The sequence below is a fragment of the Paracoccus litorisediminis genome (assembly GCF_009711205.1).
Taxonomy (GTDB): Bacteria; Pseudomonadota; Alphaproteobacteria; order Rhodobacterales; family Rhodobacteraceae; genus Paracoccus; species Paracoccus litorisediminis.
Genome location: NZ_WMIG01000001.1, coordinates 585037 through 598566, shown reverse-complemented (window position 1 = coordinate 598566; position 13530 = coordinate 585037). Strand labels below are relative to the sequence as shown.

11 protein-coding genes are annotated in these 13530 nt (G+C 66.1%); 5 read left to right on the top strand and 6 right to left on the bottom strand.

All coding sequences use genetic code 11. The features are described from left to right. Nucleotides 1–48: 48 nt before the first annotated feature. Nucleotides 49–729: a DUF1045 domain-containing protein gene (locus GL300_RS03025; RefSeq protein ID WP_155038081.1), complete on the bottom strand. Its 681-nt coding sequence runs from the start codon at nt 727–729 to the stop codon at nt 49–51. Between the two features lie 99 nt (nt 730–828). On the opposite strand from GL300_RS03025, the gene GL300_RS03020 reads away from it, so the two are divergent. Then, the gene (locus tag GL300_RS03020) at nt 829–1908 is read left to right on the top strand and encodes a DUF475 domain-containing protein (RefSeq protein ID WP_155038080.1); all 1080 of its coding nucleotides are present in this window, start codon (nt 829–831) and stop codon (nt 1906–1908) included. Between the two features lie 98 nt (nt 1909–2006). Here GL300_RS03020 and GL300_RS03015 read toward each other — a convergent pair whose 3' ends face one another. The 4 genes from GL300_RS03015 to cobS form a co-directional block, all read right to left on the bottom strand. Next, nucleotides 2007–3821, bottom strand: a complete 1815-nt coding sequence (locus GL300_RS03015; protein WP_155038079.1) for an aminopeptidase P family protein — start codon at nt 3819–3821, stop codon at nt 2007–2009. Between the two features lie 21 nt (nt 3822–3842). Further along, nucleotides 3843–5111, bottom strand: a complete 1269-nt coding sequence (gene epsE / locus GL300_RS03010) for an exopolysaccharide biosynthesis GT4 family glycosyltransferase EpsE (RefSeq protein WP_155038078.1) — start codon at nt 5109–5111, stop codon at nt 3843–3845. An 88-nt stretch (nt 5112–5199) separates the two neighbouring features. Beyond that, nucleotides 5200–7068 carry a cobaltochelatase subunit CobT gene (cobT, locus tag GL300_RS03005; RefSeq protein WP_155038077.1) on the bottom strand — a complete coding sequence of 623 codons (1869 nt, stop codon included), beginning with the start codon at nt 7066–7068 and terminating at the stop codon, nt 5200–5202. Nucleotides 7069–7141: 73 nt separating this feature from the next. Beyond that, the gene (gene cobS, locus GL300_RS03000; protein WP_155038076.1) at nt 7142–8116 is read right to left on the bottom strand and encodes a cobaltochelatase subunit CobS; all 975 of its coding nucleotides are present in this window, start codon (nt 8114–8116) and stop codon (nt 7142–7144) included. Between the two features lie 149 nt (nt 8117–8265). Between cobS and GL300_RS02995 the strand changes: the two genes are divergently transcribed. The 3 genes from GL300_RS02995 to GL300_RS02985 all read left to right on the top strand — a co-directional run bounded on the left by GL300_RS02995 (nt 8266) and on the right by GL300_RS02985 (nt 10237). Then, nucleotides 8266–8796 (top strand): sigma-70 family RNA polymerase sigma factor, encoded by a 531-nt coding sequence (locus GL300_RS02995; RefSeq protein WP_155038075.1) that lies wholly within the window; start codon nt 8266–8268, stop codon nt 8794–8796. Further along, complete coding sequence (locus GL300_RS02990; RefSeq protein ID WP_155038074.1) at nt 8793–9155, top strand: hypothetical protein; 363 nt, start codon at nt 8793–8795, stop codon at nt 9153–9155. The genes GL300_RS02995 and GL300_RS02990 overlap by 4 nt, the downstream gene beginning before the upstream one ends. 116 nt (nt 9156–9271) lie before the next feature. Next, nucleotides 9272–10237 carry a DUF808 domain-containing protein gene (locus GL300_RS02985; protein ID WP_155038073.1) on the top strand — a complete coding sequence of 322 codons (966 nt, stop codon included), beginning with the start codon at nt 9272–9274 and terminating at the stop codon, nt 10235–10237. Here GL300_RS02985 and GL300_RS02980 read toward each other — a convergent pair. Then, nucleotides 10234–11925 carry a chloride channel protein gene (locus GL300_RS02980; protein WP_155038547.1) on the bottom strand — a complete coding sequence of 564 codons (1692 nt, stop codon included), beginning with the start codon at nt 11923–11925 and terminating at the stop codon, nt 10234–10236. The genes GL300_RS02985 and GL300_RS02980 overlap by 4 nt on opposite strands. A 135-nt stretch (nt 11926–12060) precedes the next feature. Here GL300_RS02980 and GL300_RS02975 point away from each other — a divergent pair, with 135 nt between their 5' ends. Then, nucleotides 12061–13440 (top strand): FAD-binding oxidoreductase, encoded by a 1380-nt coding sequence (locus tag GL300_RS02975; protein ID WP_155038072.1) that lies wholly within the window; start codon nt 12061–12063, stop codon nt 13438–13440. Nucleotides 13441–13530 lie beyond the last annotated feature (90 nt).

Here is a 13530-nt window from a genome sequence, read left to right as displayed (position 1 = left end):
GGTCCTGCAAATCATGCCCTTTGGTTGTGAAATCCGCGTGACATGCGGCTAGCCGCGCAGCGGAAACTCGCGGATCATGCGCATCCGGCCGTCGCCTTCCTCGGCCAGCAGCGCCACCGAATGCACCTGCATCGGCTGTGCGATCAGCGGCGCAAAGGTCGGGGCCAGCGCGTCCCGCAGCGCCTCGGCCTCGGGTTTGGGCAGGCCGTTCGACAGGGTCAGGTGGTAGTTGAACTGGTCCAGAACAAAGGGATATCCCCAATGGTCCAGATGCGCGCGGGCGCGTTCCGGCAGCAGTTCGGGCTGCCTGCGGGCATATTCCGCCGGGGTAAGGGGCGCGCGCAGATCGTCCAGGCGGGTGACCAGCGCCTGCTCCAGCGCCTGCAGGGCGGGGGTCTGGACGCACGGGCGCAGCATCACGAAGCCCCAGTCGCAGCGCAGCTCCAGTTCCAGCGCAAAGGGCGCAAGCTGATCGCAGACCAGCGCGGTGCGCCGGGCCAGATCTTGCACGTCATGGCCTTCGCGCAGGCGGAACGGAGCCTTCAGCGTCGCGTGAAATCCATAGCGCATTGGAACCGAGGTCAGCGCCCCGGCATCACCCGCCACTTCGGCGACATCGGGCCGCGGCGGTGCCATCCCCTGACGCGCGTCCCAGCCCAGCCAGGCGCTTCCCATGTCGGCCAGGGGGCCGTCGGGCAGGTGATAGATCGCAAATCGGGCATGGCTCATCGGGGTTTTTCCTGCGCGGGCTCAGATACGGGACGGGGTTGATCGCTTTCGCGGGCAAGCTTATGGCTGCAAGGGCATGTCCACAATCGAGGACGCCGTATGAAATCCACGATCCGCTACATGACCTGGCCCTTCGTCGTGACGGCCATCGGACTGGCGCTTGCTGCATTGATCGGCTGGCAATATTCGGGCACCGGGACGGGAACGCTGTCCTTCTTCCTGATCGCGGCGGTGCTGGCGGTGCTGGAAATCTCGCTCAGCTTCGACAATGCGATCGTCAACGCCAACAAGCTCAAGCAGATGACGCCGAAATGGCAGCGCCGGTTCCTGACCTGGGGCATCATCATCGCGGTCTTCGGGATGCGGGTGATCTTTCCGCTGCTGGTCGTGGTCATCGCCGCCCGGCTGAACCCGTTCGAGGCGGTGCGCCTTGCCGCCACCCAGCCCGCCGAATATGCCCGCATCATCCACGAGGCGCATCTGCCCATCGCGGGCTTCGGCGGTGCCTTCCTGATGCTGGTGGCGCTGAACTACTTCTTTGACCAAAGCAAGGATGTGGACTGGATCGCCGGGGTGGAAGCCGGCCTGCGCAAGATCGGTGAGATCCGCGGCATGGAAGTCGGCCTCGTCCTCGTCTCGATGATGGTGGTCTTGCATTTCCTGCCGGCGGAGAAGGAACATACCTTCGTCATCGCGGCCATCTGGGGCGTCATCACCTATCTGCTGGTCGATGCGCTGGGGCATATCCTTGACCGATGGGGCGGCGGCTCGATCGGCACGGGCGACATGGCGCGCGGCGGCTTCGGCGCCTTCCTCTATCTTGAAGTGCTCGATGCCTCATTCAGCTTCGACGGGGTGATAGGGGCCTTTGCCCTGACCCAGAACCTGTTCCTGATCGCCATCGGTCTGGGGATCGGGGCGATGTATGTGCGCTCGATGACGGTGATGCTGGTCGAAAAGGGCACGCTGGCCCAGTTCCGCTACCTTGAACACGGGGCCTTCTGGTCGATCTTTGTGCTGTCGATCATCATGTTCGTCCAGACCCTGCGCCAGATCCCGGAACTGATCACCGGGCTGCTGGGGGCCTGCTTCATCGCGGTGGCCTTCGTGAACTCGCTGTCCTGGCGCCGCCGCCATCCCGACCGCTTCGAGGCCGAAGGCGAAGCCCGGACCGAATGACCAAGGCGCGGCCCTTTCGCGCCGCGCCTTCTCGGTTTCTTCGTTTCTCAAATACCCAGACAGCAAGGGCCGCCACCGTCGCGACGGCCCCGATCCGGTCAGGCCCGTGCCAGGGGCTGGGTGGCCGCTTCCAGCCAACCCAGCACCTCGGGTGCGACCAGCGGCCCGATCAGCTTGCGCACCTGCGCGTGATAGGCGTCCAGCCAGTCGATCTCGGCAGGTGACATCAGCGCCACATCGATCATCCGCCGGTCGATCGGACAGAAGGTCAGCGTCTCGAAGCCCAGCATGTCGCGCCCGTCCGGGCTCTCGGCCGGTTCGACCACGATCAGGTTCTCGATGCGGATGCCGTATTCGCCCTCGCGGTAATAGCCGGGCTCGTTCGACAGGATCATGCCGGGCCGCAGCGGAATGTCCGACACGCGAGAGATCCTGACCGGTCCCTCATGCACGGACAGACCCGCGCCGACGCCGTGGCCGGTGCCGTGGTCGTAATCCATGCCCTCGGCCCAAAGCGGCGCGCGTGCCAGCGCGTCGATATGCGCCCCCGCCAGCCCACGCGGGAAGCGCGCGCGGGAAATCGCGATCATGCCTTGCAGCACGCGGGTATAGGGACGGCGGATCGCCGGGTCGAAATCGCCCATCGGCAGGGTGCGGGTGATATCGGTCGTGCCGTCATTATACTGCCCGCCCGAATCGATCAGCACGACCTCTCCGGGAAGGATGCGGCGGTTGCTGTCCTCGCTCACATGGTAGTGGTTGATCGCGCCATTCGGCCCCGAGCCAAGGATGGTGTCGAAGCTGATATCGATGATGCCGCGCGGCATCCGCAATTCCTCAAGCTTGCGGCAGACGTCGATTTCGGTCAGCGGGTCGCTGTCCAGCGTCGCAGCGCGCCCGTCCAGCCAGCACAGCAACTCGGCCACGGCGGCGCCGTCGCGCAGATGGGCCGCACGCATGCCCGCGATCTCGGCGTCGTTCTTGCAAGCCTTGGGCAGGATCACCGGATCGGCGGCCTCAAGGATGTCGGTCCCCATGCTCTCGATCAGGCGGAAGACCTGATCGGGCGCGGTGCCCGGATCGACGATGACCGGCCCGCCGATATTGGTCAGCGCCGGCGTCAGCGAGACCAGCGGCAGCACCGTCACCTCATTGCCAAGCGCGGCACGGATTTCCGAGGGGAACTTGGCCGGATCGGTAAAGACCGCGACATGCCCGTCATCCTCGATGATGGCAAAGGACAGCACCACCGGGTTCTTGGGCACATCCGCGCCACGGACGTTCAGCAACCACGAGATCGAGTCGGGCAGGGTCAGCACCGCGGCCTGCGCCTTGACCTCGCGCAGATGGGCGCTGATCCGTTCGCGCTTCGCCGCAGCCGTTTCGCCGGCAATGTCGTCGGGCCACAGCCGCACCACACCGACCGGAGGCGCAGGCTGATCCTTCCAGATCGCGTCAAGCGGGTTCGTCTCCAGCGGATGCAGCGCGATGCCCGAGCCAGCCAGCCCCTTCTCGATCTCGCGGATCTCGCGGCGGCTTTGCAGCCAGGGGTCATAGCCGATGCGGCCACCCTCGGGCAGGGCCTCGCGCAGCCATTGCGCCGCCTTGATCTCGGGCCAGTGGACGGGGGTGAAATGCGCCAGATCGATCTCGGACTTGACCTGCACGCGGTAGCGCCCGTCGATGAAGACGCCCGCCTTTTCGGGCGTGACGATGGCGAAACCGGCACTGCCGGTAAAGCCGGTCAGCCAGCCAAGACGTGCGTCATGCGCGCTGACATATTCGCTTTGATGCGCGTCCGTGCGCGGAACAATGAAACCATCAAGCCCGCGCGCGGCCAGCTCGGCCCGCAGGGCGGCCAGTCGCGGCACATGCTGTGGGGGATTGGAATGGCTTTCGAAACTCTGGAACATGGGCACCTCTTGTTCTTGTTCTCAGGTGGTTTTCACCGGCAGCCGCAGTTTCGATGCGGCACCGGGAAGGGTATCGGCAAGGCCAAGCGCCACGGCCTCGGCGCTGCGGCGATGGTGGAAATCGGCGGCGACCCTTGCGCGCGAGGCATGGGCCAGTTCCAGCGCATGGGCGGGATCGCCCAACAGGTCCGCAATCGCGTCGGCCATCAGGTCGGGGCGTTCGGGCGGGACCAGCACAGCATCGCGCCCCGAGGTGATCAATTCGTGATTGCCGCCGACATCGGTGACGACGACCGGCATTTCCATCGCCATCGCCTCCATGATCGCGACGGAAATTCCCTCGTTCAGGCTGGCCAAGGCAAAAACATGGGCATTTTCCAGCCCCTCGCGCACCCGGTCCTCGCTGACCGCGCCCAGCAGGGTGACGGATTCGGCCAGCCCCTTGGCGTCGATCAGGGCCTGCAACTCACGGCGATAGCCGCTGCCGCCCTGTTCGTCCTCGCCCGCGATTTCCAGCTTTGCGTCGATGCCACGGGCATGCAGCAGGGCCACTGTCTCGATCAGTCGGTCATGGCCCTTGACCGCATTCAGGCGACCGCAGCTGAAGATGCGCAGCGCCTGACCCGGGGCCGGGGGCTGCCAGGGCGCGCTGCGGCGGATCTGCGACAGATCCACGCCCATCGGCGCGACCCGGATCACCGGCGGAAGGTCGTCCCCGATCTCGCGCCGGGCGACGCCTTCCAGAAGTCTTGAGATGATGGTGGCGAAGCGTGCATGCCGCCATTTCTGGCGCTGGTTCGGGCCATAGCCGTCCAGCGTCGGGCCATGCAGGGTCAGGCTGTAGCTGGGGCCGCCCAGACGTTCGGCCAGCATGGCGACATTGGCGCTGTCGGCGCAGGAATGGACGTGAATATGGTCCCAGCCCTGATCGCGCGCCATGCGTTTCAACCGCGCGCCCATCGCCAGCAGGCCCAGCATCCGCAAGCGCTGCTTCGCGCCGCCCTTGGTCTCGGCGCTCAGCGCCGCGCCGATCCCGCGGGCCAGCCCGGCGGGATTGCGCAGTGCCTCGAGTCCCGCGCCCAGCATGTCGCGCGGCGGCAGCGGCGTCAGGTAAAGCGTCTCGCGCTGTGCGCCCGCCGCCCAGGAATGCGAGGCGATGGCGCGCGGCGGCGGCCGGGTCGAAATCAGCCCGGCCTGAACGCCAAGCTCGGCCAGCGCCTGCCGCTCTCGCCACAGGAAGATATGGGTCTGGCCCGGAAATTCGGGAATGAAGAAACCAATTCGCAGCAAATCATGCCTCCACCGGCCCGGAATGCCCCGCCCGCCAGCCTTGGTCGCATGAGGCGCGCGCGCAAATCAAGCCGGTCGCGGCACGCCCTCAGGCGCGACGCGCGGCGCTCATGCCAAGGACGCGGGCGCGCTTGCGCGGATCGGCCTCGAACAAAGCGGCCAGTTGTTCGGTGATCGCGCCCGCCAGTTGCTCGGCATCGGTGATGGTGACGGCGCGCTGGTAATAGCGGGTCACGTCATGGCCGATGCCGATGGCCAGCAGTTCGACCTGCCGGCGCTTCTCGATCATGGCGATCACGTCGCGCAGGTGCTTTTCCAGATAGTTGGCCGGGTTCACCGAAAGGGTCGAATCATCGACCGGTGCGCCATCCGAGATCACCATCAGGATGCGCCGGGCCTCGGGGCGGCGGGCCAGACGCCGATGCGCCCATTCCAGCGCCTCGCCGTCGATGTTTTCCTTGAGCAGACCTTCCTTCATCATCAGCCCAAGGTTCGGGCGCACCCGCCGCCACGGCGCGTCGGCGGATTTGTAGATGATGTGGCGCAGATCGTTCAGCCGCCCCGGATGGGCCGGACGGCCATTGCTCAGCCATTGCTCGCGGCTTTGGCCGCCCTTCCACGCGCGGGTGGTGAAGCCAAGGATTTCCACCTTGACCTGCGACCGCTCTAGCGTGCGGGCCAGCACATCGGCACAGATCGCGGCAATGCTGATCGGGCGACCGCGCATCGATCCGGAATTGTCCAGAAGCAGCGTCACCACGGTATCGCGGAATTCGGTGTCCTTCTCGACCTTGAAGGACAGCGGCATGGTCGGGTTGGCGACGACGCGGGCAAGGCGGCCAGCATCCAGCACACCCTCTTCCTTGTCGAACTCCCAACTGCGGCTTTGCTGGGCCTGAAGCCGACGCTGCAGCTTGTTGGCAAGGCGGCTGACAGCCCCGCGCAGGGGCTCCAGCTGCTTGTCCAGATAGGCGCGCAGCCGTTCCAGTTCCTGCGGGTCGGCCAGATCCTCGGCGCGGATTTCCTCATCGAATTCCTGCGCATAGACGCGGTATTCGGGATTGGCGTCGCTGACCGGAGGCGGCAGGTCGGGCGGGCTGTCGGCCTCGGTCATCTCGGCCTCGTCGGCCATTTCCTCGTCCGACTGGTCGTCCATGCTGACCTGAGCCTGACGTTCGTCCTGCTGCTGTTCCTGACTGCGTTCGGGGCTGGCCTCGGCCTCATCATCCTCGGACTGGTCGCGCGACTGGTTGTCGCCCGATTCCTCGTCCTGCTCGGCATTGTCCTCGGCTTCGTCCTCTTGCGGCTCGTCGGGGTCCTCGCCCAACTGGTCGCCATAGCCCAGATCGGCGATGACCTTGCGCGCCAGCCGCGCGAAACCGGCCTGATCGGCAAGGGCGGCGGACAGGTCCTGCAAGTCGCCACCGGCCTGTTGTTCGACAAAGGGCCGCCACAAGTCGGCGACATGCTGGGCCGAGGCGGGCAGGGGACGTCCGGTCGCCAACTGGCGCAGAATATAGCCCGCCGCGACCGACAATGGCGCATCGGCGGGGGATTTGATCTGGCCATAGCCCTTGCGATCGGCTTCCTGACCCAGCTTGGCGTCGATATTCGACAGCGCGCCGGGCATGTCACGGGCACCAAGCGCCTCGCAGCGGGCGGTTTCCATGGCCTCATACAGATCGCGGGCCATGGGACCAGCGGGAACGTATTTCGCGTGGGTCGCCGGGTTGTGGTGGCGCAGCTTCATCGCCAGAGCATCCGCCGTGCCCCGCGCCAGCAGCACCTCGTCGCGGGTCAGGCGGCGGCTGACCTGCGGCAGGCGCATCGTGTCGCCCGACACGCCCGAAGGATCGGCGCTGAAGGTGACGTTCAGCTCATGCTCTTCGGCCAGGGCGCGGGTCGCCTCGGTCAGAGCTTTCTTGAACGGATCGGCGGGGTTGTCGGATTTTTTCATGTCGTCCCACCAAAAGTGCGCAGACTGTTCGTGAAGAGGCGGGCGGACCCGCCTCTGATCTCGCGTAAGGGGATCACCCCGCCTTGACCGCCGCGCTTTCCGGCAGTTCCTCGTCGAACAGGCGCTGATAGAACTCGGCCACGGTCTGGCGTTCCAGCTCGTCGCATTTGTTCAGGAAGGTCAGGCGGAAGGCATAGCCGACATTGTCGCCAAAGATGCGGGCGTTCTGGGCCCATGAGATCACCGTGCGCGGCGACATCACCGTGGACAGATCGCCCTGCATGAAGGCGGTACGGGTCAGGTCGGCCAGCGTCACCATCTGGCTGACGACCTTGCGGCCCTTGTCGGTGTTATAGGCCGGGTTCTTGGCCAGCACGATCGCGGCTTCGGCGTCATGCGACAGGTAGTTCAGCGTCGAGACAAGCGACCAGCGGTCCATCTGGCCTTGGTTGATCTGCTGGGTGCCGTGGTACAGACCGGTCGTGTCGCCCAGACCCACGGTGTTCGCGGTGGCGAACAGGCGGAAATAGGGGTTCGGCGTGATGACCTCGTTCTGGTCCAGCAGGGTCAGCTTGCCGTCGGCCTCCAGCACGCGCTGGATCACGAACATCACGTCGGCGCGGCCGGCATCGTATTCGTCGAAGACGATGGCGGTCGGGTTGCGCAGCGCCCAAGGCAGGATGCCTTCATGGAACACGGTTACCTGCTTGCCATCGACCAGCTTGATCGCGTCCTTGCCGATCAGGTCGATCCGGCTGACATGGCTGTCAAGGTTGACGCGGACGCAGGGCCAGTTCAGGCGCGCGGCGACTTGTTCGATATGCGTCGATTTCCCGGTGCCGTGATAGCCTTGGATCATGACGCGGCGGTTATAGGCAAAGCCCGCCAGAATCGCCATGGTGGTGTCGGGATCGAACTTGTAGGTCGGGTCGATCTCGGGGACGCGGCCTGTTCGTTCGGCAAAGCCCTTGACCTTCATGTCGCTGTCGAGGCCGAACACCTCGCGCAGGTCGATTTCTTCGGTGGGTTTCGCGTTCACGTCCAGCATCGGTCAGGCCCTTTTGTCGCAACGGTGACTTGATCGCGCATTCGGCGGAGACGTGCAAGCTCTCGCGCATGGGCGGATCTTCGCCCAGTGGCTTCGTTGACGCAGGCCGGGCAGGTTCCTAAGTTCGCCGCAGCCGGCAATGAAAGGACGTGACCGCCTTGACGGAGCAGCAACGATCCGCACTTCAGGACCTTCTCGGGCGCGTGGCGCAGGGCGACAAGACCGCCTTCGGTGCGCTGTACGATTCCACTTCGGCGCGGCTGCATGCGCTGTGCCTGTCGCTGCTGAAGGACCGCCCCGAGGCCGAAGATGTGTTGCAGCGCGTCTATGTCTCGGTCTGGCGTGAAGCCGGGCAGGGCGCGGCCAAGGGTCCGGTCATGGAATGGCTGGTGACGATGACGCGGGACATGGCGCTGGAGCGGCTGCGGAACCGCGCAGCCCGTGGCCAGATGCGGGCCAATCATCGCCCCGAGATTGCTGCCGTCCACGTCCCGGAACGCAAGGCCACCGCGCCCTGTCTGGCAAAACTGGACGCCGAGCAGGCCGATGCCCTGCGGATGATCTATTTCGAGGGGCTGAGCTATGCCGATCTGGCCTCGGCCATGTCGGTCAGCGTCGAGGAATTGCGGGACTGGTTGCGGCCGGGACTGCTGAACCTGCGCGGGGAGACCGCCGCATGAGCGACGAAAAACCTCCGCTATCGCCCGAGGAACAGGACGAGCTACTGGCCGCGGAACTGGCCCTTGGCCTGATCGAGGGCGATGAGGCGCAAGAGCTGATGGCCCGGCTGGCCACGGATGCGGGTTTTGCCGAGCGTCTGCGCGACTGGCAGAGCCGCACCGCCGGCATTGCCGAGGAGCTGACCCCGGTCATGCCTCCGGCCCGCGCCCGTCAGCGCATCCGCGAGGAACTGGGCCTTGCCACGGCACCGCTTAGCGAAACCCTCGACAGCCGCATCCATTGGTGGCAGCGGCCCGGCGCGCTGCTGGCGGTTCTGGTTGCAGTCATCGCCATTCTGGCCGCGATCTGGCTGCTGTAGCGGCTTTCTGCGGCGGGGCGGGTGAACCCGACTTGCGGCAGCGGCGTTCGTGACCCAGAACTGCGCGTCAAAAGGGATCACGGACCCGTGACCCGATCAGGAAGAATGAGGGACATATGACCGGATTGCTGGCGCTGCTGGATGACGTGGCGGGGATTGCCAAGATCGCGGCCGCCTCGGTCGATGATGTGGCGGGGCAGGCGGTCAAGGCCGGGGCCAAGGCTGCGGGTGCGGTGATCGACGATGCGGCGGTGACGCCGAAATATGTCCACGGTTTCGATGCCAGACGCGAACTGCCGATCGTTTTGAAGATCGCGCGAGGGTCACTGTTCAACAAGCTGGTGATCCTCTTGCCGGTGGCGCTGCTGCTGTCGGCCTTTGCGCCATGGCTGATTTCGCCATTGCTGATGCTGGGCGGGGCCTATCTGTGCTTCGAGGGCGCCGAAAAGGTCCTGCATGCGCTGTCCCATCATCAGGTCAATGAGCCGCATCTGAAGGCCACGCCCGATGGCGCAGGCCTTGAGGAGGAGCGCGTCAAGGGCGCGATCAAGACCGATTTCATCCTGTCGGCGGAAATCATGACCATCGCGCTGGCCGCGATCCCCGATGGCGACCCGATCTGGAAAGAGGCGCTGATTCTGGCCATCGTCGCCGTCGGCATCACCGTCGCCGTTTACGGCTTTGTCGCGCTGATCGTGAAGGCCGACGATTTCGGCCTGCATCTGCATGAACGCGGCGGGGTGCTGGCGCCCTTGGGGCGTGGCATCGTGCGTGTCATGCCGGGCTTCATGAAGGTCCTGACCGTCGTCGGTACTGCCGCGATGATCTGGGTTGGCGGTCAGATCGTCGTCCACGGCCTGCACGAACTGGGCCAGCATCAGCCCTATGAATGGGTCCATCACATGTCCGAGGCCGCGGCCCATGCTTTGCCTGCCGCGCCGGGTCTGGCCGCTTGGGCGACCACGGCATTTTTCGACGGCATCTTTGGGCTGGTTCTGGGCTTCATCGTGATTCCGGTGGCGAGTTACCTGATCTCTCCGGCAATCGGGGCGGTGAAGGGGCTGTTCGGGGCCAACGCCTAACCGTGCTGCTCGGCGGCGACCGCGCCAAGCGCCGCATTCAGCGCCCGCAGGGCATCGACGTGATAGACCGCGCCAAGGATCTCGGGGTCGGGGCCTTCGCCGCGGACCACCGGGCAGAAGGCCGCGCCCGAGGCGTCGAACTGGCGCAGGGCCTGTCCCAGCGTCATCTGATCCGACATCGCCTGCCCAGCCGCCGCCATGTTGCGCAGCAGGTCGGGCGAGGGGGTCTCTTTGCCGCCCAAGGACCGCATCACCGCCGTCACCCGCATCTTGCGCGGCAACCAGACCTGCGGCCCCTCGGCGATATGTACCCCGCGCCGCTTCAGCTGGGTCAGGAAGAACGACCGGTCCACCATGCGCGAGGCCAGCGCCGAGGACAGCGACACCGAGGTCATCACCGCGATTCCGGTCTGCCAGTCCCCGGTCATCTCGAAGACGATCATCGCGGTCGAGATCGGCGCGCCCAGCACCGCCGCGCCGACCGCGCCCATGCCCGCCAGCGCATATAGCGTCTCATTCCCCGAATAATGCGGAAAGATCCCGGTGGCGAGGATGCCAAAGGCCAGTCCCGTCAGTGCCCCCATCACCAGCGCCGGTGAAAACACCCCGCCGCCCATGCGCCCGCCCAAGGTGATCGCCACGGCCAGCGCCTTGACCACGGCAAAGATGATGGCGGTCCAGACATCCAACCTGCCGGTCAGCGCGGCGGATGTCGCCTCGTAGCCGACGCCGATGATATGGGGATAGGGGATGGCGATCAGGCCCAAAAGCAGCCCGGCGATGGTGGGGCGCAGCCAGCGCGGCCAGCCGGTGTGGGCCATGACGCGATTTGCGATGATCTCGGCGCGAAAGATCGCAGCCATCAGCCCCGCCGCGACCAAGGCGCAGATCAGGCCAAGGATCATGAAGGCGGGCAGTTCGACATAGAATCCAAGGCCCCCGGCCTCGGGCAGATGGAATTCGGTCACGCCGCCATAGCGCAGGCGGTTGATGACCGTCCCGGCCACGGCGGAAATCGCGATCGAGGCAAAGGCGCGGATGGCGAAATTGCGCAGCACCACCTCATGCGCGAACAGCGCCCCGGCGATGGGCGCGTTGAAGCTGGCCGCGACCGCACCGGCGACGGCGCAGCCCAGCAGCTCGCGCCCGGTGACCGGGCTGGCCTTGATCCGGTCGGCCACGAGTGTCGAGATGACGCCCGCCAGATGCACCACCGGCCCCTCGCGCCCCGATGACCCGCCGGTGCCCAGCGTGATGACCGAGGCCGCGGCCGAGGCCAGCCCCTCGCGGATCTCGACCCTTCCGCCTTGCAGCGCCGCGCCCTCGATCACGTCGGCCACGGTGCGGACCCGCCCGTCCGGGGTGTAGCGGTCAAGGATCAGGCCGACCACCAGCCCGCCCACGACCGGCACGACCATCACCCACCACCACGGCAGATGCCCCGCGACCGAGGCCATGGTCAGGTCATCGGTGCCATAGACCAGCCGCTGCAGCGCCCCGATCGCCAACCGGAAGGTCAGCGCCGCCAGCCCGGCGCAGATGCCGATCAGCAGCGCGATCACCCAGAATTCGACCTGACCCGGCCCGCGCGTGACCAGCACCTGCCAGCCACGCGTCAGATGTTGGCGCAGATGGCGCAGGCCTTGCCGACCCCAGCCCTTCGGTTGATCCTTGGCGTCGCGCTTCATCATCCCCGACCCTGATCTTGCCGAATGGAAACATGGGCCGCGGGCCGCGGTCCATTGTCGCGGCGACATTTTCCGGCCTCGCTTGCCCTTTGCGCAACAGCGCGATTAATTCGGCCCGACCGTAGGAGGACACCCATGCAGATCGATATTCAGGCCGCCGAGTCGCTGAGCCAGCTTCTGGGCGCGCGCTTTTCCCAATCGCAAGCCGACCGCGAGTTGCATGGCGCATCCGAGACGTTTCACCGCGCGCCGCCGCCCGATGCGGTGGTCTGGCCGGTCTCGACCGAGGAAGTCTCGGCGATCATGCGCATCTGCCACGAACACCGCATCCCGGTGATCGGCTGGGGCACGGGCACCTCGCTTGAGGGGCATGCTTTGGCGACCCAAGGCGGCATCGTCATGGACCTGATGAAGATGGACCGCGTGCTGGAGGTAAGGGCGGGCGATCTGCAGGCCTCCGTTCAGCCCGGCGTCACCCGCGAGGCGCTGAATACCGAATTGCGCGCGACCGGCCTGTTCTTCCCGGTCGATCCGGGCGCGAACGCGAGCCTTGGCGGCATGGCCGCGACCCGGGCCAGCGGCACCGCCGCCGTGCGCTACGGCACCATGCGCGACAATGTTCTGGCGCTGGAAGTGGTCCTGGCCGATGGCACGGTGATCCGCACCGGCACGCGGGCGGCGAAATCCAGCGCGGGCTATGACCTGACCGCGCTGTTCGTCGGCAGCGAGGGCACGCTTGGCATCATCACCGAACTGACTCTGCGCTTGCACGGCCAACCCGAGGAGGTCGCAAGCGCTGTCTGCGCCTTTGCCACGCTGGAGGAAGCCGTCGAATGCGTGACCGCGACGATCCAGTCGGGCATCCCGATGGCGCGGATCGAGTTCGTCGATGGCGATGCGGCGCAGGCCTTCAACCAGTTTTCCGGCGGTCATCTGCGCGATCAGCCGCATCTGATGGTGGAATTCCACGGCTCGCCCGCCTCGGTTCAGGACGATGCCCGGAAGTTTGGTGAGCTTGCCGCCGATTTCGGCGGGCAGGGTTTCGACTGGGCGACGACGCCCGAGGACCGCGCCGCCCTGTGGAAGATGCGCCACGGTGCCTATCGCGCCTGTCTTGCGCTGCGCCCCGGTGCGACGGCAGTGGTGACTGATGTCTGCGTGCCGATGTCTTATCTGGCCGAGGCCGTGGCCGCCGCCGCTGCCGACATCAAGGCCGAAGGTCTGATCGGCCCGATGGTCGGCCATGTCGGTGACGGCAATTTCCATTCGCAATTGCTGGTGATGCCGGGGGATGAGGCGGAATTGGCCGCCGCCAAGCGTGTCGCTACCCGCATGGCCGAACGTGCCATTGCGGTCGGCGGCACCATCACCGGCGAGCATGGCGTGGGCATCGGCAAGCGCCCCCTGATGCGCGCCCAGCATGGCGAGGCGATCGGGGCCATGGCCGCGATCAAGGCGGCGCTTGATCCGCTGAATATCATGAACCCCGGTAAGCTGATCCCTGATGCAAATTGACCTAAATTCAACCCTGACGTTTTCGTGACTGTCACGCCATCGTGACAGAAACCTGCACCTTTGCGATAAAGGCCCGAAGCGCCGGACACA